Genomic DNA, 19,429 nt, shown 5'->3' on the forward strand with positions numbered 1-19,429 from the left:
CACGGCAAGAGTGGCAGAACTGCGCTCTGCGGCCCGGCGGACGTGCCATTCGTCCGGCGCTCGGCCGATCAGTTCCAGGAGTCGCGGGCGATGCCCGGTGCCGTGCCGTCCCACGAGTCGAGCACGATGTGGGACCGGGTGGACTCAACGCCGTCGATCTCGTGCAACTGCCGCATGATCACGTCGCTGAGTCGTTCGTGGTCGGGCGCGCTGACGGTGAGCACGAAGTCGATGTCGCCGCTGACGGCGAGCACGGATTCGACGAACGGGAGGGCGGCGAGCGCGGTCGCGACATCCTTCCACTCGTGCTGTCCGGCGGTCTTGACGATGACGAGCGCCGTGACGTGCAGCCCGATCGCCTTGCGGTCGATGCGGGCGCCGAATCCAGTGAAGACTCCTTCGGCGATGAGTCGCTGCAGACGGTTGGCGACGGCCGTGCGTGAGATGTGCACGCGCTCGGCGAGGGCGCGCACGGAGAGGCGCGAGTCTGCGCTCAGCTGAGCGATGATCGACCGGTCGACCTTGTCCAGGTTCATCGGTAATGAAGCTTACGTGGCGTCGAGCCTGTAGCAATCTGCTACAGTTGACGCATGGGATCAATGCCTACTCGCGTTGACGGCGAGCTCTTCCAATCTGCGCAGAACGCCGCGCGAACGCAGAGCCGCAGCGCGGCACAGCAGATCGATCACTGGGCGCGGATCGGGCGCGAGCTCGAAGCCTCGCCGCGCGTGACCAACCACGTTCTGAAGCGTGTGCTGGCGGGGCAGGGGTCCTATGACGGGCTCACCGAGGAGTCTCAGGCCGTCGTGCGCGCAATCTGGGAAGAGCGGATCGCCGAACAACTCGGCGGCCTCGACCTCCTGTCGGAGTTGCGCGCTGCCGGCGATGCGTGGACCGAGTCGGATGCCGACGGTGCGGCCGTCGTGCGCAACCCGCGTTCTGCATCTGAATGAGCACCCCGGTTCTGCATGTGCTCGCCGGGCCGAACGGCGCCGGCAAGACCACGTTCGTCGACCGCGTGCTGATCCCTGCCACGCATCTCCCGTTCGTCAACGCCGACCGCATCGCTGCGAAATGGTGGCCTGGTGACGAGCAGGCCCACGCCTACGAGGCATCCCGACTGGCCGCGCAAGAGCGTGTCGCGGCGATGCGCGAATCGCGCTCCTTCATCACCGAGACCGTCTTCAGCCATCCCAGCAAGGCCGACCTGGTACAGCAGGCCGTCGAGTTCGGCTACTTGGTGACCCTGCACGTTCTTCTCATACCTGAGGATGTGACGGTCGGTCGTGTCCGGTATCGGGTCGACCACGGCGGTCACTCCGTTCCCGAGGCGAAGATCCGCGAGCGATATCGACGCCTATGGACCCTCATCGCGCAAGCACGAGACGTCGCCACCCGAACGGTGTTCTACGACAACAGCACCGCGGCGCAGGCGTTTCGACCTGTCGCGGCCTTCGAGCGCGGGACCCTGGTCGGTGAGACGAACTGGCCACGGTGGACGCCCGTCGAACTCCGGTAGATGGGTGCGGCGGGCGCTTTGTCGTCGCCTTGGGAACCTAGAGTGACTTCTCCGACCGCACGCTTACCGCCGGTTGCGGTACTGCGATCCGGGTCCGTAGATCAGCGCGCCGGCGATCGGCACGAGCAGGAAGAACAGCCATCCCCATGCCCACCCCTGCCAGATGAAGCCGGAGATGAAGAAGAGCCCCAGCGAGATGAACGGGACGAGCGACATGATCGTCGCGCCCCACGCGCCGCCCAGGGCGCGGGAGGTGTGCTCCCTCGGCTGGCCGTAGCCGCCGTCCTGGACGTATCCGCCGCCCTGGCCGGTCGCCCCGGCTCGCGGCAGGTCGCTGAAGAGCGGGCTGAGATCGCCCCAGGTCACGGCCGAACGGGCTGTCGTGGTGCGTTGCTCGAACTCGTCCGGCGTGAGCCTGCCCTCGTCACGGGCGTGACTGAGAGCCGCGACGGCATCCGCGCGATCGCGATCGGCGATGCGCTCATTCGGACGAAGGGGATTCGCGTAGTCGACCATTGGTCCAGATTGCCCCTTCAGGGCGGCGGATGCCAGTGTCTCTGCCATGTGCGCACGTTGCGGATGCTGAGCGCGCGAGGCACTCGCTCAGCACCGGGTCTCAGCAGCAGGTGCGAATCGCCCGGTGTGATCGCGGGGCGGCGCGCGCACGATGGAGGAGCAATCGAACGGGCCGACAAGTACAGGGAGATACTGCCATGCCGAAGATTCTGATTCTCACAGGAGACGCCGCCGAGACCCTCGAGGTGTTCTACCCCTACCAGCGGCTGCAGGAGGCCGGCTACGAGGTGCACATCGGCGCTCCGGAGAAGCGCAAGCTGCAGTTCGTGGTGCACGACTTCGTCGACAGCTTCGACACGTACACCGAGAAGCTCGGTCACACATGGGATGCGGACATCGCGTTCGCGGACGTGGATCCGGCCGACTACGACGCCATCGTCGTGCCCGGCGGTCGCGCTCCTGAGTACCTCCGCAACAACGAGGACGCCAAGCGCATCGTCCGCTACTTCTTCGAGAAGAATCAGCCCGTCGCCGCGACCTGCCACGGTCCGCTGCTGTTGGCGGCCGCCGGAGTTCTGAAGGGGCGTACCTCGTCCGCCTATCCGGAGCTCGCCGTCGATGTCGAAACGGCCGGCGGCATCTTCGAGAACGGCGGTGCGGTGGTCGACGGCAATCTGGTCACGTCGCGGGCCTGGCCCGACAACGGTGTCTGGATGGGGGCGTTCCTCAAGCTCCTGGACTCCGCCGGCGTACGCGCTGCAGCCTGAGCGGCTACCCGGAGGCCCTGGCCACCAGCGACAACGGTGCGCCAAGGCCGTCGACGGCCGAGCCCAGGTCGGCGAACGCGGGGGAGTGCTCGGCGAGTTCGGGTGCCGGCGCGCCCACGAGCATCCGTCGGTACTCGCCGAGTCGTCGTGCGATCGCGCCGAGCGCCTTCGCGTCGGACCCGGAGAGCGGATGCCCGTGCTCCACGCTCGCAGCGATCGTGTCCGCGCTTGCCCAGCACTTCTGCAGCGCGGGGATGACGTCGGCGCGGTGATCCCGTCTTCGCGGCTCGGCGCCCTTCCGCCCGCGGACCCGAGCCGCCCGTTCCAGCCGCAGCGTCGGTCCGAGCTGCTCGAGATGAGCGATGGAGTCGTCGAGCGCTGAACGCAGGGGAGCGACGGCATCCGGCTCGCGGATGCAGCCGACGAGCAGGTTGGACAGCGCCGCCAGAGCGTCGGCGGTGCGGCGCCTCAGCACATCGCCGGTACGCACCGGGAGGACCCACCAGGCGATCGCGGTCGACAGAACGCCGCCAACGAGGATCGCGGCCAATCGGATGAACATCGCCGAGTCGGCTTCGGTGCCCGTCAACTCGTGCAGGAGCGACAGCATCGCCGTCATCGCTGCAGCCCACCAGCCGTAGCCTGCAGGGCGCAGCCAGAGTCCGAGCGCGAGGATCACGGCGATGGCGGCGATCGTCGCGTCGGCCGTCCCGCCCGTGACGTGCGTCGGCGCGAAGAGCACGAGCCCTGCCGCGACGACCGTTCCCGCCGCAGCGCCGATCGTGCGGTGGATGCCTTTGTAGAGCACATCCCCTCTCCCGCGATTGCCGCTCGCCACGATGAACGCGGTCAGCACGACCCAGAACCAGTGCTCCCCGAACACCAGATGACCGATCAGGAACGCCGCGGTCAGCGCGATCGCCATCTGCACGGCCATGCGCGTGCTGGCCGGCAGCCTGTTCGCGCCGGGTTGCCGGACCGATGCGTCACCGCCCTTCATCTGAGCAGCGGATGCCGCCCGCCGGCTCGCCCCTGACGTTGCGTTGGGCGCAGGGTTGAACCCCGTCACCCGCGCGCACCACTGCACGCCGAAAGCAACCACCGCGACGAGCAGTGCGACCGCGGCCGCCCACAGCGCGAAGCCGCCGTTCGGCGTGGAGGGAGCAGGAACGACCAGCACCGTGATGAACGGCAGAGAGACGAGGGTGCCGATCCGCGTCGCGACAGGGCCGAACCTGCGGATCCAGATGGCGCCGGAAACCACGACCACGAACAGGGTGTCGCCGAGAAGCGGCACGGTGAACAACAGCGCGGCGACCGCGCCCGCCGCGATGCCGGCGACCGGCAGGATGACGAGAGATGTGAGGCGCTGCGTCGTGCCTGTACCGGCCCGCTCGGCGGTGAATGTGATGGACAGCATCACCGCGAGCACCACGATCGAGGCGCCGAGGTCGAAACGGATCGCCAGCACGGATGCCACGACACCGCCGATCAGTGCCGTGATGTAGGTGGCGGCGGCGGCACGCAGCCGCAGGAGCCCGGGGTCGGCCAGGCTGCGGAGCAGTGCACCAGCGGTCGTTCGCACCGTTCCATGATGATGCACGCCTCTGCCGGTCGAGGCGCACACCCCCGCCGCTATCCGACCGGCGAGACTGCTGCCAGGCGGTCGATCCCTTCGGTGAGCACCTCGGCCGAGCATCCGATGTTGAGCCGCACATGACCTACGCCCTGCGTGCCGAACGTGAGCCCGCTGTTCACCGCGACCCGTGCGCGTTCCAGGGCGACGACCGCCGGATCGTCTCCCCAGCCGAGTGCGGAGAGGTCGAGCCACGTGAGGTAGCTCGCGCGGGGTTCGCGGTAGCCGACGGCGGGCATCCGCTCGGCCAGCAGAGTACCGAGCAGTCGCCGGTTGGCCTCGATGCTGTCGATCACGCCGTCGAGCCACGCCTCTCCGTGTTCGAAGGCCGCGGTGGTCGCGATGCGCCCGAAGAGCCCGGTGCGGGTCTCGACCTCGGTGGGCATGTTGCGAACGAGGTCGGTCATCCGGTCGGAGTCCGTGACGAACAGCGCGCACTTGAGGCCGGCGAGATTGAACGCCTTGCTCGCGGAGTGTGCAGCGATGGTGTGCTCGCGGGCGGCATTCGACACCGTGATGTAGGGCGTGAAGGATGCGTCGTGGTGCGTGAGCGGCGCGTGGATCTCGTCGGCGACGACCACGGCCCCGTGCCGCTCCACGACCTCGGAGAGCGCAGTGAGGCTCTCGCGTGAGTGCACCAGTCCGAGCGGGTTGTGCGGGCTGCAGAGCAGCACCGCCCGCGCGCCGGATGCCAGCGCACGGTCGACGGCCTCGAGATCGATCGAGTAACCCTCCTCGTCGGAATGCGCCAGCGGCGCCTCGACGACCCGGCCGCCTGCCTCCGGAATCAGGTCGTAGAACGGCGGATACACCGGCGGCATGATGACCACGCGGTCACCGGGCCGGATGAGCACGCGCAGCGCCTCGACGATCACCACGCTCACGTCCGTCGTGCTGCTGACGCGCTCGGGGTCGACCTCCCACTGCCAGTGCCGCCCGGCGAAACCGGCGAACGCCCCTGCCATCGCGCCGCCGTCATCGCCGATGTATCCGGTGTCCGACCGGGTGATCGCGGCGGTCAGAGCGGATGCCACCGGCTCGGCGAGGGGAAAGTCAGACTCCGCCACGAACAGCGGCAGCACCTCGGGCGGATACGCGGTCCACTTCTCGCTCGTGCGGGTGCGGAGCAACGCGAGGGCTTCAGCGGTCACGGGCATGCGACCCATGTTCGCACGCGTCAGCGCTGGGCCGATCACGCCAGTGCCACCGCGAGACAAGCGGCCAGGTACACCGCCTGCACAACGGCACGGGGAACCAGTGGCGTCGCCGGGCGTCCCGCGAGCCCGACCGAGGAGCGGGCGGCCTTCACATTCGCGGGGAACACTGCGACGAGAAGTGCGGCGAGGCAGAGAGCCGCCAGTCGATGCGTGGGCGGGAGCAACAGGCCGATGGCGCCCGCTGCCTCGAGGATGCCGGTCGCTGCGACGATGAGATCGGGTCGCGGAAACCGGTTCGGCACCATGGCGATCAGCCCGGCGCGCTGCGGCCCGAGGCGTCCGACGGCTCCCATCAGGAACAGCAGCACCAGGCCGCCGGTCAGTGCCGCCTGCCAGCCGCCGAAGTAGGGCACACCGAATGCGCCGACTACGCCCGTGATCAGGATGCCGGCCGCGAACGCGAGCGGGACGGGCGCGACAACGGCGCGCAGCCATCCCCTCGACGTCGGCGGGGCCGTCTCGTGCGCCGCAGGGGCCGCCTCGCGTCGGTTCTCTGCTGTGTGCTGGTTCATGGTTCCCTCCTTTGCTCGCCGGTGCGAGCATCCGAATCTTTCCAGTGGCAAGTTCGACATCAGCCTGCACGGTCATCTCGAACTTGTCAATGACAAGATCAACGTCGTATCGTCGGAGCATGGCGTATCACCACGGGCATCTACGCGAGAGCCTCATCGACGTCGCCGTCGAGGCGATCGAGCACGACGGCGTCGACCGACTCAGCCTGCGCGACGTCGCCCGCACGGTCGGTGTCTCGCACGCGGCATCCGCGTACCACTTCGGCGACCGCAAGGGACTCTTCACCGCGATCGCGACGGATGGCTTCCAGCGCCTCGCGGTCGCGCTCGAGGCTGCGGACGGTGGCTTCGTGGACGCCGGCGTCGCGTACGTGCGGTTCGCGATCGCCGATCGGGGGAGGTTCGAGGTGATGTTCCGGCCGGAGCTGGTCAACGGGGACGATCCGGCGCTGCTGGCCGCGATGGCGCGCGCATCCGCTGTGCTCGGTGCTGGCGCCGCCGAACGGTCGGGGGATTCCAGGGTGAACGGGCTCGCCGCATGGTCGATCGTTCACGGGTTCTCGACGTTGTGGAACGCCGGCGTCATCCGTGCCGACGGCGCCACCGCCGACGAACTGGCGAGTTCGGTGGCCGCAGTGTTGTTCGAGCGCTGAACAGGGCCCGATGAGAGCTCTGCGGACTCGCGGGGTCTTTGCTTATGGATGCAACGCGCCTATCCTCGGCGGCATGTGCCGCAACATCCACACCCTCCACAATTTCGAGCCGGCCGCCACCTCCGACGAGGTGAATGCCGCCGCGCTGCAGTACGTGCGCAAGATCGCCGGTACGACGAAGCCGTCGAAGGCGAATCAGGATGCGTTCGATCGCGCCGTTCACGAGATCGCGCACCTCACCCAGCACCTGCTCGACGATCTCGTCGCCACCACTCCGCCCAAGAACCGTGAGGAAGAGGCCGAGAAGGCTCGGGCGAGGGCCGTGCGCTCCGGTCGCTACGCCGCGGTGCCCGCTGCGTCCTGACGCGCGCGGCACCCGCCTTCGCCCGTCGAGCAGCGAAGTGACCGGCATGCCTTTCATCTCCGCCCCAACTAGGCTTGCGAGGTGAGCATGGAGATCGAGATCGGCCGGGCCAAGCGTGCGCGTCGCGTGTACGCGTTCGACGATGTGGCAGTGGTTCCGAGCAGGCGCACACGCGACCCCGAGGACGTTTCCGTGTCGTGGACGATCGACGCGTACACGTTCCAGATTCCGTTCCTCGCGGCGCCGATGGACTCCGTTGTCTCGCCTGCGACCGCCGTCATGATCGGTCAGCTCGGCGGGCTCGGCGTGCTCGACCTCGAGGGCGTCTGGACGCGCTACGAAGATCCGGAGCCGGTGCTCGCTGAGATCCGCAACCTGCCGGCGGACAAGGCGACGACACGCATGCAGCAGATCTATGCCGAGCCGATCAAGGCCGAGCTGATCCGCGACAGGCTCGCCGAGATCAGGGCTGGGGGAGTCACTGTCGCCGGATCCCTGTCGCCGCAGCGCACGCAGGAGTTCTACCAGACCGTTGTCGACGCGGGCGTCGATCTCTTCGTCATCCGCGGCACCACCGTGTCGGCCGAGCACGTCTCGAAGAACCAGCAGCCGCTCAACCTGAAGAAGTTCATCTACGAACTCGACGTGCCGGTCGTCGTCGGCGGGGCCGCCACCTACACCGCCGCGCTGCACCTGATGCGCACCGGCGCGGCAGGCGTGCTCGTCGGGTTCGGCGGGGGCGCGGCGTCGACGACCAGGGCGACCCTTGGCATCCATGCTCCGATGGCCACTGCCGTGGCGGACGTCGCGGGCGCACGCCGCGACTACCTGGACGAGTCAGGCGGACGCTACGTGCACGTGATCGCCGACGGCGGCCTCGGTTCATCCGGCGACATCGTCAAGGCGGTGGCGTGCGGAGCGGATGCCGTCATGCTCGGCACGACTCTCGCGCGGGCCACGGATGCCCCGGGCGGCGGTTGGCACTGGGGCGCTGAGGCGCACCACCCGCAGCTGCCGCGCGGCCACCGCGTGGAGGTCGGTCAGACCGGAACCCTGGAAGAGATCTTGTACGGCCCGGCGACAGTCGCTGACGGCACGGCCAACCTCGTCGGAGCGCTCAGGCGCTCGATGGCCACCACCGGATATTCGGACCTCAAGGAATTCCAGCGCGTCGAGGTCGTCGTCGCGCCATACCAGGTCGGACGATGAGCGCGAAGGAGCCGATCTCGCAGTCGTCGACGCTCGGCCCCGCTGCCCGTGCTGACGCGATCGCGGCGCTGCAGGCCGAGGAGCTGGACATACTCGTCATCGGCGGCGGAATCGTCGGGACGGGTTCCGCCCTCGACGCCGTCACCAGAGGGCTGAGCGTCGGACTCGTCGAGCAGCGTGACTGGGCATCCGGCACGTCGAGCCGCTCGTCGAAGCTCGTGCACGGAGGCATCCGATACCTCGAGCAGCTCGACTTCAGGCTGGTGCGTGAAGCACTCATCGAACGCGGACTGCTGCTGCAGCTGCTGGCGCCGCACCTGGTGAAGCCGGTGCGTTTTCTGTACCCGCTGAAGCGCCGCATCATCGAGCGGTTCTACATCGGCAGCGGCATGCTGCTCTACGACCTCTTCAGCTACACCGGCGGACGTCCGCCGGGCGTGCCGCACCACAGGCACCTGTCCCGCGCCCAGGTGCGCAAACTCGCGCCGTCACTGGCCGGGGATTCGTACATCGGCGGCATCACCTACTACGACGCCCAGGTGGATGATGCGCGTTACGTCGCGTCTCTTGCCCGCACCGCCGCGCACTACGGAGCGCACGTCGCGAATCGGGTGCGCGTCGAAGGATTCCTCAAGGTCGGTGAGCGCGTGGTCGGCGTGCAGGCCCGCGACAAGGAGACCGACGAGCTGTTCGAGATCCGCGCCAAGCAGGTCGTGAACGCCACGGGCGTGTGGACCGACGACACGCAGTCGCTGGTCGGCGAACGGGGCAAGTTCAAGGTGCGGGCGTCGAAGGGCATCCACCTCGTCGTTCCGCGCGACAGGTTCCAGTCCGGCGCTGGACTTCTGCTGCGCACCGAGAAGAGCGTGCTGTTCATCATTCCGTGGGGACGTCACTGGCTGATCGGCACGACCGACACGGACTGGCACCTCTCCAAATCGCACCCCGCGGCGACGGCGGCCGACATCGACTACCTGCTGGCTCATGTGAACGCCGTGCTGGGCATCCCGCTCACGCGAGAGGATGTCGAGGGTGTCTACGCTGGACTGCGACCGTTGCTGGCGGGCGAGTCCGACGAGACGTCCAAGCTGTCGCGCGAGCACATCGTCGCGCACGCCGTTCCCGGGCTCGTGGTGATCGCCGGCGGCAAGTGGACGACGTACCGGGTCATGGCGAAGGATGCCATCGACGCGGCCGCGAGCGCCCTCGATGGCAAGGTGCCGGCATCCGCCACCGCCGAGATCCCGCTCGTCGGCGCTGAGGGATACCGCGCAGCGTGGAACAAGAGAGCGCGGATCGCGCGGCGGGCGGGCATCCATGTCACGCGCGTCGAGCACCTGCTCAACCGCTATGGCACGCTCGCCCAGGAGGTGCTCGATCTGATCGCGCAGCGCCCCGAACTGGCTGATCCGCTGCCAGGTGCGGACGATTATCTGGCCGCGGAGGTGGTGTACGCGGCATCCCACGAGGGTGCGCTGCACGTGGACGACGTTCTCGCGCGCCGCACCCGCATCTCGATCGAGGCGTGGGATCGCGGCGTCTCCGCTGCACCGGTCGCCGCCCGCTTGATGGGTGGGGAACTCGGCTGGGACGAGGAGCGCATCGAGCGCGAGATCGCGTACTATCTGCGCCGCGTCATCGCCGAGCGCGAGTCGCAGGAGCAGCCCGACGACGCCTCCGCCGACCGGGTGCGCCTGGAGGCCCCCGACATCCCGTAGAGCGGTGGCCATCCCGCACTCCCCGTTCCGCTTACCCCGGCCGTCCACCCCGTCCGCGGCAGTTTGCGCAGACACGCGGGTCATCAGCACCCGCGGATCGCTCGAACCGCAGCGGATCATCGCCATGACGCCGCGCGGTGGTCACCGACGACGGACGCGTGGCACATTGGCTTCGGCGAGTCGTCGATACAACCGGTCGGGGTGAAGTGCGACATCCCAATCCCACCGTGCGACGCCGAGGCCGATAGCACGTAGCCGATCCTCTCGCTTCTTCTCGGCGAGGACGACGTCGGCCGTGCTTCTGCCGCGCAGGTATTCCTCCTTCAAGTACTTGCCTGCACCGTCGAACTCGCCCACCAGCCGGACGCTCTCCCAGTAGAAGTCGGTGTATCCGATGAGCCCCGCCGCGTCGTAGATGGCACATTGCAGATCGGGCGCGATGAATCCGCCCAGGTGGATGTTCGCTCGGCTGGTGGACTCACCGGGGCTCTCGGCTCGTCCGTCCGCGAATCTCACGACAGCGAAGGCCCGGCGCTCGCCCTTGCGGCCTCGCAATCGTTCGAGGTCCTGCATCAGCTCCTCGCGTGAGCACATCGCCGAGCCTCGTCGCGGAACGTGAAGGGCGGCGTCCGCGACGGCAACGGCCGCCGCGAAGGGACTCGTCGACGCGATGTCGATCACCGTGTCGACGACGCTCGTTACGGCAAGGCCGCGATGCGTCTGCGGTGCGAGCCGTTCCAGCCCCGGATGGCGGACGATACCGCTGCCGGACCGCCCTCCCGCCGCGGTGTCCTCGATGACGTGCACCGATCCAAGTCGGCCACCGACGACGGGCAATCCCCATGCGACTGCTGCGGACCAGTGCGAGAAGACGACTGGTCTCTCGCGCGTGGCGTGCACGGCGTGCACAACGAGCGAGTGCCGCTCCTCGACGCCGAGCTTCTGCCACCTGCTGGTTGCGACGTACGCACCACGACGAATTCGCACGAACCTTCCGCGATCCGAGGCATGCCGCAGGTGGTCGCCGAGGCCGTGCGCTCGCGCGTCTCGGGCGAGGATGAGATCGTTGTCCGTCAGAGCCTCAAGGGTTTCGAGGTCCATTGTGCATCAGGATGCCGGTCGTCGGAGCGTCTGGACGTTCCCAACCGAATCCTGTGGACTGCAGCATCCTGTGGAGACTTGTGGCCCCGTGGAACTGCCCACCGCGCCCATCCTCGAGCCCAGTTCGCCCATCGGCGGCACTTTGCGCGATCCGCGGGTGCCGATGGCCCGCGTGCCTGCGCAAAGTGCCGCGAATGGACGGATGACGGATGGACGGGCGCGGGCGCCAGCCTGCGTTCACCGTGGGCGGAGCGGCAGCGGGCTGCGCGTCGCGGCGGGCTGGCTAGACTTGCAGTAACGCAGATACACGGGAGTCCACACGATGGTTGACGTTCGACGGGTGAAGCTTCCCGGAGTGGGAGTGCTGCACACCTTCGTCACGGACGACGGCGGCAAAGTCGGTGTGATCGCTCACCGCTCAGGGCATTCAGACCTGATCACCTTCTCTGATGACGAAGACACGGCCAATGTGACGAAGGTCTCGCTTCGTCTCAGCGAAGACGAGGCGCACACGCTCGCCGAGCTGCTCGGCGGCACACAGATCACGGAGTCGCTGACCGCTCTCGACCAGATTCCGGGTCTCTCCATCGACTGGTTCACCGTCGACTACGAGGATTACATCGCCGGCCAGCGCCTCGGCCGACCGGCAGAGCTCGGCATGGTCGGGCTCACCGTCGTCGCCGTCGTGCGCGGCGACTCCACGAACCCGGCGCCCGCCGCCGACTTCAAGGTGTTCCCTGGCGACACGCTCGTCGTCGCCGGTGCGCCGGAGAAGGTCGCCAAGGCGTTCACATACTTCCGCACGGGTGAGGTCTCCAAGCCGGCCCTGGCCGACGCGCCGCCCGGAGTGTGACAGTGTCCGTCGCCGCCGCGCCCGCCTTGTTCTCCTCCTTCGGTGACGACGTTGTCGCTCGTCTTGACGCGTCCTCCGCGGCCCTGACGGCACATCCGGATGCCCGCCTCGGCCCGCTCATGATGGCAGCGACCGAGCATGCCTCCCTGGCCACCGACCTCATGGTGCTCGGCGCCCTGTTCGTCATCGCGTACGGACTCGGCCGGCTCGGCAAGATGATCGGGCTGCCGGCCATCCCGATCTACATGGTCGTCGGCCTGCTCGCCAGCCCGCACACCGGTTTCTTCCCCCTCAACTTCGACTCGGCCGACATCAGCCTGATCGCGGTCTTCGGTCTGATCCTGCTGCTGTTCAACCTCGGGTTGGAGTTCGACCAAGACGAGTTCTTCGGCAACGCGGGGCGTCTGCTCATCTCGGGCGGCACGTACATCGTGCTGAACATGGGCGTCGGCTTCCTGTTCGGCGAGTTCGTCGGCTGGGGCACCCGCGAGGCGCTCATCATCGCCGGCATGGTGGGCACGTCGTCGAGCGCGATCATCACGAAGATGCTGATCGAGCTCGGCCGGCTGGCGAACAAGGAGACCCCGGCCATCCTGGGCGCGACCGTGATCGGCGACGTCTTCATCGCCGTCTATCTCGCCATCGTTTCGGTCGTGCTGAGCGGCAAGACCGAGTTCTGGCCGATTGTGCTGCAACTGTCGATCGCCGCGGTGTTCCTGGTGGCGATGTTCTCCATCGCCCGCTGGGGCGGCCGCGTGGTCTCGGGGCTGTTCCGAACTCGTGACGACGAGCTGTTCACGATTCTGTTCTTCGGTCTCGCGCTGCTGTTCGCGGGCCTCGGCGAGCTGATCGGGGTGACGGATGCCATCGGCGCGTTCCTGATCGGCCTCGTGCTGGGCGCCACACGGTTCTCGGGCAAGGTCGAACGCATCTCGATACCGCTGCGCGACGTGTTCGCCGCGTTCTTCTTTCTCAACTTCGGACTAGCGCTGAACATCGCCCAGTTCGGCAGCGTCGTCTGGGTTGTGCTCATCGCCATCGTTCTCACGGTCGTGCTGAACGTTGTCTCAGGCGAGCTGATAGCCCTGTTCAACAAGATGGATGCCAGGGCCGGCTTGAACATCGCCGCCATCCTGATGAACAGAGGCGAGTTCACCCTGATCCTCGCGACCCTGTCGCTGGCGGCAGGCCTCAACGAGAAGCTAGAACCGTTCGCCGGACTCTACGTGCTCATCATGGCCATCCTCGGACCGGTTCTCGCAGCTAACTCTGAGAGGATCGGCACTGCACTGATCCGCCCCATCCGCCGCCGCCCGCCCAAGCCGCACAACCCCGTGCTCGACGAGGAAGCCGCGTTGGTGGATGCCGCGACCCAGGGCGTGACAGACGGCGAAGGGGCCGACGAGCCCGACGAGCCGACGCGCGCCGCAATCGACCGCGTGGTCGAAGAGGCGATGCGGCAGACCGGGCGAACGGATCCGAACGACAGACGAAAGCAGAACTGACATCTCCGGTGACACCCAGCAGGTGGTGCGACCCACACCGCCGCACATCGAGACGCTCGGACGCACGATGGTGCGACCGAAGTGGATCGCCGCACTTCTCCTCGCCTTGGTCATCGCCGGGGCATTCGCGTGGCTCGGCCAATGGCAGCTGGAGCGTGCCGTGCAGTCTGGCCACGTCGTCGAGCGTGCGACCGAGTCGGTGAAGCCGCTGAACGACGTGGCCCGCGTGAACGGCGCCGCGACGTCGGTGGGTGACGGCCAGCTCGTTCACGCGACGGGCACGTTCGCCCCCGGCGACTACGGCATGCTCGTCGGCAGACTCAACAACGGCACGGCGGGCTACTGGGTGACGGCGCGATTCACCCCGACCGACAAGGACAAAGACGGTAAGACCGCACAGCTCGCCGTTGCACGGGGCTGGGCCCCGACCGAGCAGAAGGCGAAGGATGCCATCGCCGAGCTGAGCTCGCAGCCCGCCACGACGGTCACGCTCGTCGGGCGTCTGCTGCCCACAGAAGCGCCGGAGGCGCCGAAATCCGGCGGCGACCCGTTCGAGATGAAGGACATGTCGGTGGCCGCCCTGGTCAACCTATGGCACGGCCTCGGCGACTCGGACGTCTACAGCTCCTACCTCGTCGAGCACGGCACTCCGCCGGCGGGGCTGACCGCCATCTACTCGCCGCGCCCCGTCGAGCAGGCGACAGTCGACTGGCTGAACATCTTCTACGCGGCCGAGTGGGCGATCTTCGCCGGCTTCGCGATCTTCCTCTGGTACCGGGTCGTGAGGGATGCCTGGGAGAAGCAGCGCGAAGACGACGAGGCCGACTACGAGGCGGCGATGGCCGCGTGGGCGGTGGCGAGGGGCTCGGCTCCCAGCGAGTCGGCATCCGGACAGAAACTAGACTGAGACCATGCCGAATCCCCCCGCGAACGAGGACGGCTCGAGCCTCCTCAAACGCACCATCGAGCAGCTCAGGTCGGCCAATTCCGCGAGGCCGCGCCTCGTGGACATCCCCAAGATCCCCGGTGCGCTGAAGTTCTACCAGGTGACCGCCTACATCACCGGAATCATGCTGCTGCTGCTGGTGGCCGAGATGATCCTGAAGTACGGGGTCGGGTACTCGGTGTACGCGTTCGCGCCGGGGCAGGGGTTCCTCTCCCTCGTCGCGTACACGCCCGAGAATGCGAGCATCGGCGGATTCGACGTGTCGACGGGCATCCTGATCGCGCACGGATGGCTGTACGTGCTCTATCTGATCGCCGACTTCAGGCTGTGGTCGCTCATGCGCATGTCGTTCACCAAGTTCGTGCAGATCGCGCTCGGTGGCGTCGTTCCGTTCATGTCGTTCATCGTCGAGCACTTCATCACCAGGCAGGTGAAGAAGTTCCTCGCCGAGAACCCCGTTCCTGCCAAGGCATCGCAGACCCCGGTGGAGGCATCCCATTAGCGAGCAGAACGAGCGCCACGACAGCAATCGCCCGGTTCTCGTCGTCGACTTCGGCGCGCAGTACGCGCAGCTGATCGCACGACGCGTGCGCGAGGCATCCGTGTACTCCGAGATCGTGCCGCACACGATCACAGCCGCGGAGGTGGCCGCGAAGAACCCGGTGGGCATCGTGCTCTCCGGCGGACCGTCGAGCGTGTACGAACCGGGGGCGCCCAGCTTCGACTCCGAGATCTTCGACCTCGGCGTGCCCACCCTCGGCATCTGCTACGGCTTCCAGGTGATGGCGGCGAGTCTCGGCGGCGAGGTCTCGAAGACCGGAGCGCGCGAGTACGGCTCGACGGATGTTCGCGTCAGCGATTCCGGCACGCTGCTGGCCGACCAGCCCTCCGACCAGACGACCTGGATGAGCCATGGCGACTCGGTCACGAAGGCACCGCAGGGCTTCGACGTGCTCGCGTCCTCGGACTCGACACCGGTCGCCGCCTTCGCGAACGACGAGCGCCGCCTGTACGGCGTGCAGTGGCATCCGGAGGTCAGGCACTCGACGTACGGGCAGGCCGTGCTGGAGAACTTCCTGCACCGTGCTGCCGGCATCCCTGCCGAGTGGAACAGCGAGAACGTCATCGAGCAGCAGGTTGCTGCGATCCGTGCCCAGGTCGGCACGGCACGCGTGATCTGCGGGCTCTCCGGCGGCGTGGACTCCGCCGTCGCTGCTGCACTCGTGCACAAGGCGGTCGGCGACCAGCTCACCTGCGTGTTCGTGGACCACGGGCTGCTGCGTCAAGACGAGCGCGAACAGGTCGAGAACGACTACGTCGCCTCGACGGGCGTTCGGCTGATCACGATCGACGCTGCGGATGTCTTCCTCGACGCGCTCGCCGGAGTCAGCGACCCCGAGCAGAAGCGCAAGATCATCGGGCGCGAGTTCATCCGCACGTTCGAGCGGGCCCAGGCCGAGCTCGTCGCGGAGGCTGCTGCCGACGGAGACCCAGTTCGCTTCCTCGTGCAGGGCACGCTGTACCCGGACGTCGTCGAGTCCGGCGGCGGCACCGGCACGGCGAACATCAAGAGTCACCACAACGTGGGCGGGTTGCCAGAAGACCTGCAGTTCGAACTCGTCGAACCGCTCCGTGCGTTGTTCAAGGACGAGGTGCGGGCCGTGGGCCGTGAGCTCGGCCTGCCCGAGGTCATCGTGTCGCGCCAGCCGTTCCCTGGACCAGGGCTGGGCATCCGCATCGTCGGCGATGTGACGCGCGAGCGGCTCGAGCTGCTGCGCAAAGCGGATGCCATCGCGAGGCACGAGCTGACCGCCGCCGGCCTCGACGCCCAGATCTGGCAGTGCCCCGTCGTGCTGCTGGCCGACGTGCGGTCGGTGGGTGTGCAGGGGGACGGGCGCACGTACGGGCATCCGATCGTGCTACGTCCCGTGAGCTCCGAGGATGCCATGACGGCCGACTGGACGCGCCTGCCGTACGACGTGCTGGCCCGCATCTCGAACCGCATCACGAACGAGGTCGACGAGGTGAACCGGGTGGTGCTCGACGTCACGTCGAAGCCCCCGGGAACCATCGAGTGGGAGTAGCGAGCGCATCCCGCTGATCGGTAGCGACCGCACCCCGCTGGATGTCCATAGGACCATCCACCGGCGAGGCGCGGAAGGGCTGACGCCCGTTCGATTCCTGCGTGAATTCGCATGCGAATTGGATAGCTTGCCTATAGACCTGAAAACCGCCTGAGCGTACGGTGGCAATCAGGTGACCGGCAATGGTGCCGATCCGTATTCAGAGGAGTCGCCTTCAATGTCGACACACATCACTGAGTCCGCCCCGGCTGCGGTCGCGGCGAAACCCGTTCCATTCGGAGACCCTGCTGCCCTCGGTCTCGGAGCCTTCGCGATGACGACGTTCGTGCTGAGCGCCATCAACGCCGGATGGCTGCCCGCCGACGTCACGCCCGTCGTGTTCGGCCTCGCCATGTTCTATGGCGGCGTCGGTCAGGTGATCGCGGGGGTCTGGGAATTCGCGAACCACAACACGTTCGGGGCCGTCGCGTTCAGTTCATACGGTCTGTTCTGGCTGTCGTTCTGGTACCTGAACACCGCGACCAAGCTCGGATCAGACGCGACCAAGGGCGTTGGGCTCTACCTGCTGGCCTGGGCGATCTTCACCTGCTACATGATGATCGCGGCATGGCGAACGAACATCGTCGTGTTCCTCGTCTTCGTCGCGCTGACCCTGACCTTCCTGGCGCTGATGCTCGGCGCGTGGATCGCAGCGAGCCCATGGAACTACGTCGGCGGATACCTCGGCCTCATCACCGCGCTCCTCGCCTGGTACGGATCGTTCGCAACAGTCACGAACTTCACGTTCAAGCGCACGGTGCTGCCGCTCGGCGTACGAGCCTAGGGGCAGCGTCAATGGCTCAGAACACAGATCCAACCATCGAGAACCTGCTGCATGAGAACCGCCGATTCGCCCCGCCGCCCGAACTCGCTGCGAACGCGAACGTCACGGCGGATGCCTACGATCGCGCCGCCGCCGACCGCCTGCTCTTCTGGGAGACGCAAGCACGCCGGCTGCAGTGGGACACGCCGTGGGATGAGGTGCTCGACTGGTCGAACCCGCCGTTCGCGAAATGGTTCACGGGCGGACGCCTGAACGTGGCGGTCAATTGCCTCGACCGCCACGTCGCCGCCGGGTACGGCGACAGGGTCGCCTACTACTTCGAGGGCGACCGCGGTGATTCCCGTGTGATCACCTACCGCGAACTGACCGAGTTCGTCTGCAAGGCGGCGAACGCCCTGACCGACCTGGGCGTGAAGGAGGGCGATCGTGTCGCCATCTACATGCCGATGATTCCCGAGACAGTGGTGGCCATGCTCGCCTGCGCCCGGTTGGGAGCGCCGCACACCGTCGTGTTCGGAGGCTTCTCGGCAGAGGCTCTGCGCACCAGGATCGAGGACTGCTCTGCACGCGTCGTCATCACGGCCGACGGGGCCTTCCGCAAGGGGAATCCCGCTCCGCTCAAGCCGGCCGTCGACAAGGCGATCGCCGACGGCGCAGACGTCGACACCGTACTGGTCGTCAGACGCACCGGTGGTGACGTCGAGTGGGTTGATGGGCGGGACGTCTGGTGGCACGACGTCGTCGACGCCGCATCGCCCGTGCACGAGGCGCAGAGCTTCGACGCGGAGCATCCGCTGTACGTCATGTACACCTCGGGAACGACCGGCAAGCCGAAGGGCATTCTGCACACCTCGGGCGGCTACCTGACGGGCGCCGCTTACACGCACTGGGCGGTGTTCGACCTGAAGCCCGCCGAGGATGTCTATTGGACGGCCGCCGACATCGGCTGGGTCACAGGCCACAGCTACATCGTCTACGGACCGCTCGCTAATGGCGCGACATCCGTGCTCTACGAGGGAACGCCGGATTCACCGCATCAGGGCCGGTGGTGGGAGATCATCGACAAGTACCACGTGACGCAGCTCTATTGCGCGCCGACGGCCATCCGCACGCTGATGAAGTGGGGAGCGCAGATTCCGGCGAAGTACGAGCTGTCGAGCCTGCGTCTGATCGGGTCGGTGGGTGAGCCCATCAATCCTGAGGCGTACGTCTGGTACCGGCACCACGTCGGACATGACACGACGCCGGTTGTCGACACCTGGTGGCAGACCGAGACCGGCGCGATCATGGTCAGTCCGCTTCCCGGCGTCACACACGGCAAGCCGGGGGCCGCGATGCGTGCGCTGCCCGGCATCAGCGTGGATGTCTACAGCGAGTCGGGCGAGCCGGTGCCGAACGGCGAGGGCGGTTACATCGTCATCACCGAGCCGTGGCCCAGCATGCTGCGCACGATCTGGGGCGACGACGATCGCTACCTGTCGACGTACTGGTCGCGTTTTCCCGGCGTGTACTTCGCCGGGGACGGCGCGAAGAAGGACGAGGACGGCGACCTCTGGCTGCTCGGTCGCGTTGACGACGTGATGAACATCTCCGGCCACCGGCTCTCCACCACCGAGATCGAGTCGGCGCTCGTCTCCCACCCGATCGTCGCCGAGGCGGCCGTCGTCGGGGCGAGCGACGAGATCACCGGTCAGGCGATCGTGGCGTTCGTGATCCTGCGGGCCGAGGCGGGCGACGGCGGTGAGGATGCCGTCGCCGAGCTGCGCGAGCACGTCGCGACGCAGATCGGCAAGATCGCCCGGCCGCGACAGATCATGATCGTTGCCGAGTTGCCCAAGACCCGCAGTGGCAAGATCATGCGACGCCTGTTGCGCGACGTCGCAGAGAACCGCGAGGTCGGCGACGTCTCGACGCTGGCGGATTCCACGGTGATGGATGCCATCAAGGAGGGCATGGCCAGCGGCAGGCACGACGAGGATTGACGCGCGGATGCCTGCGGCACGCGT

At 67.5% G+C, this 19,429-nt stretch carries 20 protein-coding genes; 14 read left to right on the plus strand and 6 right to left on the minus strand.

The genetic code is table 11. The annotated features are described in order from the left end of the window. Positions 1-68: 68 nt before the first annotated feature. Complete coding sequence (locus MJ603_RS04615) at positions 69-536, minus strand: Lrp/AsnC family transcriptional regulator (protein ID WP_243062471.1); 468 nt, start codon at positions 534-536, stop codon at positions 69-71. Positions 537-590: 54 nt separating this feature from the next. Between MJ603_RS04615 and MJ603_RS04620 the strand changes: the two genes are divergently transcribed. Further along, entirely contained in the window at positions 591-953 is a 363-nt protein-coding gene (locus tag MJ603_RS04620; protein WP_243062472.1) for a ParD-like family protein, read from the plus strand. Then, positions 950-1,519 (plus strand): AAA family ATPase, encoded by a 570-nt coding sequence (locus MJ603_RS04625; RefSeq protein WP_243062473.1) that lies wholly within the window; start codon positions 950-952, stop codon positions 1,517-1,519. Before MJ603_RS04620 ends, MJ603_RS04625 begins: the two co-directional genes overlap by 4 nt. Positions 1,520-1,582: 63 nt before the next feature. Here MJ603_RS04625 and MJ603_RS04630 read toward each other — a convergent pair whose 3' ends face one another. Continuing rightward, positions 1,583-2,083, minus strand: coding sequence for a DUF1707 domain-containing protein (locus tag MJ603_RS04630; RefSeq protein ID WP_243062474.1), 501 nt, complete (start codon positions 2,081-2,083; stop codon positions 1,583-1,585). 149 nt (positions 2,084-2,232) lie between these two features. On the opposite strand from MJ603_RS04630, the gene MJ603_RS04635 reads away from it, so the two are divergent. Continuing rightward, positions 2,233-2,802: a DJ-1/PfpI family protein gene (locus tag MJ603_RS04635; RefSeq protein WP_243062475.1), complete on the plus strand. Its 570-nt coding sequence runs from the start codon at positions 2,233-2,235 to the stop codon at positions 2,800-2,802. A gap of 4 nt (positions 2,803-2,806) precedes the next feature. On the opposite strand, the gene MJ603_RS18725 is transcribed toward MJ603_RS04635, so the two are convergent. From MJ603_RS18725 to MJ603_RS04650, 3 genes are read right to left on the minus strand one after another with little or no spacing between them, the layout of a single operon-like run. Continuing rightward, positions 2,807-4,387 carry an FUSC family protein gene (locus tag MJ603_RS18725; RefSeq protein WP_243062476.1) on the minus strand — a complete coding sequence of 527 codons (1,581 nt, stop codon included), beginning with the start codon at positions 4,385-4,387 and terminating at the stop codon, positions 2,807-2,809. A gap of 50 nt (positions 4,388-4,437) precedes the next feature. Then, entirely contained in the window at positions 4,438-5,595 is a 1,158-nt protein-coding gene (locus MJ603_RS04645; RefSeq protein ID WP_243062477.1) for a MalY/PatB family protein, read from the minus strand. A 35-nt stretch (positions 5,596-5,630) separates the two neighbouring features. After that, positions 5,631-6,167 carry a DoxX family protein gene (locus MJ603_RS04650; protein ID WP_243062478.1) on the minus strand — a complete coding sequence of 179 codons (537 nt, stop codon included), beginning with the start codon at positions 6,165-6,167 and terminating at the stop codon, positions 5,631-5,633. 119 nt (positions 6,168-6,286) lie between these two features. Between MJ603_RS04650 and MJ603_RS04655 the strand changes: the two genes are divergently transcribed. From MJ603_RS04655 to MJ603_RS04670, 4 genes are all read left to right on the plus strand, one after another. Then, positions 6,287-6,820, plus strand: a complete 534-nt coding sequence (locus tag MJ603_RS04655; RefSeq protein ID WP_243062479.1) for a TetR/AcrR family transcriptional regulator — start codon at positions 6,287-6,289, stop codon at positions 6,818-6,820. Positions 6,821-6,893: 73 nt separating this feature from the next. Next, on the plus strand, positions 6,894-7,184 hold the full coding sequence (locus tag MJ603_RS04660) for a DUF2277 domain-containing protein (protein WP_243062480.1): 291 nt from the start codon (positions 6,894-6,896) through the stop codon (positions 7,182-7,184). A gap of 87 nt (positions 7,185-7,271) precedes the next feature. Beyond that, positions 7,272-8,393 carry a GuaB3 family IMP dehydrogenase-related protein gene (locus tag MJ603_RS04665; protein ID WP_243062732.1) on the plus strand — a complete coding sequence of 374 codons (1,122 nt, stop codon included), beginning with the start codon at positions 7,272-7,274 and terminating at the stop codon, positions 8,391-8,393. Continuing rightward, positions 8,390-10,111 carry a glycerol-3-phosphate dehydrogenase/oxidase gene (locus tag MJ603_RS04670; RefSeq protein WP_243062481.1) on the plus strand — a complete coding sequence of 574 codons (1,722 nt, stop codon included), beginning with the start codon at positions 8,390-8,392 and terminating at the stop codon, positions 10,109-10,111. Before MJ603_RS04665 ends, MJ603_RS04670 begins: the two co-directional genes overlap by 4 nt. 141 nt (positions 10,112-10,252) lie before the next feature. On the opposite strand, the gene MJ603_RS04675 is transcribed toward MJ603_RS04670, so the two are convergent. After that, positions 10,253-11,212 carry a hypothetical protein gene (locus tag MJ603_RS04675; protein ID WP_243062482.1) on the minus strand — a complete coding sequence of 320 codons (960 nt, stop codon included), beginning with the start codon at positions 11,210-11,212 and terminating at the stop codon, positions 10,253-10,255. Positions 11,213-11,534: 322 nt separating this feature from the next. Here MJ603_RS04675 and MJ603_RS04680 point away from each other — a divergent pair, with 322 nt between their 5' ends. The 7 genes from MJ603_RS04680 to acs all read left to right on the plus strand — a co-directional run bounded on the left by MJ603_RS04680 (position 11,535) and on the right by acs (position 19,405). Next, positions 11,535-12,065, plus strand: a complete 531-nt coding sequence (locus tag MJ603_RS04680; RefSeq protein WP_243062483.1) for a cation:proton antiporter regulatory subunit — start codon at positions 11,535-11,537, stop codon at positions 12,063-12,065. A gap of 2 nt (positions 12,066-12,067) precedes the next feature. Further along, positions 12,068-13,570: a cation:proton antiporter gene (locus MJ603_RS04685; protein WP_374230822.1), complete on the plus strand. Its 1,503-nt coding sequence runs from the start codon at positions 12,068-12,070 to the stop codon at positions 13,568-13,570. A 25-nt stretch (positions 13,571-13,595) separates the two neighbouring features. Then, on the plus strand, positions 13,596-14,477 hold the full coding sequence (locus MJ603_RS04690; protein WP_243062484.1) for an SURF1 family protein: 882 nt from the start codon (positions 13,596-13,598) through the stop codon (positions 14,475-14,477). 4 nt (positions 14,478-14,481) lie between these two features. Continuing rightward, positions 14,482-15,018 carry a DUF3817 domain-containing protein gene (locus MJ603_RS04695; RefSeq protein ID WP_243062485.1) on the plus strand — a complete coding sequence of 179 codons (537 nt, stop codon included), beginning with the start codon at positions 14,482-14,484 and terminating at the stop codon, positions 15,016-15,018. Further along, complete coding sequence (guaA, locus tag MJ603_RS04700) at positions 15,014-16,600, plus strand: glutamine-hydrolyzing GMP synthase (RefSeq protein WP_243062734.1); 1,587 nt, start codon at positions 15,014-15,016, stop codon at positions 16,598-16,600. Before MJ603_RS04695 ends, guaA begins: the two co-directional genes overlap by 5 nt. Before the next feature lie 217 nt (positions 16,601-16,817). Beyond that, positions 16,818-17,423, plus strand: a complete 606-nt coding sequence (locus MJ603_RS04705; protein WP_243062486.1) for an acetate uptake transporter — start codon at positions 16,818-16,820, stop codon at positions 17,421-17,423. Positions 17,424-17,434: 11 nt separating this feature from the next. Continuing rightward, positions 17,435-19,405 (plus strand): acetate--CoA ligase, encoded by a 1,971-nt coding sequence (acs, locus tag MJ603_RS04710; protein WP_243062487.1) that lies wholly within the window; start codon positions 17,435-17,437, stop codon positions 19,403-19,405. Positions 19,406-19,429: the final 24 nt, after the last annotated feature.

The organism is Humibacter sp. RRB41 (assembly GCF_022761015.1).
Taxonomy (GTDB): domain Bacteria; phylum Actinomycetota; class Actinomycetes; order Actinomycetales; family Microbacteriaceae; genus Humibacter.

Bases quoted from the DNA above. Each gene is read 5' to 3' on its own strand.
- MJ603_RS04620 (WP_243062472.1), top strand. From the start codon at position 591: ATGGGATCAATGCCTACTCGCGTTGACGGCGAGCTCTTCCAATCTGCG.
- MJ603_RS04625 (WP_243062473.1), top strand. From the start codon at position 950: ATGAGCACCCCGGTTCTGCATGTGCTCGCCGGGCCGAACGGCGCCGGC.
- MJ603_RS04645 (WP_243062477.1), bottom strand. From the start codon at position 5,595: ATGCCCGTGACCGCTGAAGCCCTCGCGTTGCTCCGCACCCGCACGAGC.
- MJ603_RS04705 (WP_243062486.1), top strand. From the start codon at position 16,818: ATGTCGACACACATCACTGAGTCCGCCCCGGCTGCGGTCGCGGCGAAA.
- MJ603_RS04615 (WP_243062471.1), bottom strand. From the start codon at position 536: ATGAACCTGGACAAGGTCGACCGGTCGATCATCGCTCAGCTGAGCGCA.
- acs (WP_243062487.1), top strand. From the start codon at position 17,435: ATGGCTCAGAACACAGATCCAACCATCGAGAACCTGCTGCATGAGAAC.
- MJ603_RS04660 (WP_243062480.1), top strand. From the start codon at position 6,894: ATGTGCCGCAACATCCACACCCTCCACAATTTCGAGCCGGCCGCCACC.
- MJ603_RS04635 (WP_243062475.1), top strand. From the start codon at position 2,233: ATGCCGAAGATTCTGATTCTCACAGGAGACGCCGCCGAGACCCTCGAG.
- MJ603_RS04680 (WP_243062483.1), top strand. From the start codon at position 11,535: ATGGTTGACGTTCGACGGGTGAAGCTTCCCGGAGTGGGAGTGCTGCAC.
- MJ603_RS04670 (WP_243062481.1), top strand. From the start codon at position 8,390: ATGAGCGCGAAGGAGCCGATCTCGCAGTCGTCGACGCTCGGCCCCGCT.
- MJ603_RS04655 (WP_243062479.1), top strand. From the start codon at position 6,287: ATGGCGTATCACCACGGGCATCTACGCGAGAGCCTCATCGACGTCGCC.
- MJ603_RS04650 (WP_243062478.1), bottom strand. From the start codon at position 6,167: ATGAACCAGCACACAGCAGAGAACCGACGCGAGGCGGCCCCTGCGGCG.
- MJ603_RS04675 (WP_243062482.1), bottom strand. From the start codon at position 11,212: ATGGACCTCGAAACCCTTGAGGCTCTGACGGACAACGATCTCATCCTC.
- MJ603_RS04630 (WP_243062474.1), bottom strand. From the start codon at position 2,083: ATGGCAGAGACACTGGCATCCGCCGCCCTGAAGGGGCAATCTGGACCA.
- MJ603_RS04695 (WP_243062485.1), top strand. From the start codon at position 14,482: ATGCCGAATCCCCCCGCGAACGAGGACGGCTCGAGCCTCCTCAAACGC.
- MJ603_RS04665 (WP_243062732.1), top strand. From the start codon at position 7,272: ATGGAGATCGAGATCGGCCGGGCCAAGCGTGCGCGTCGCGTGTACGCG.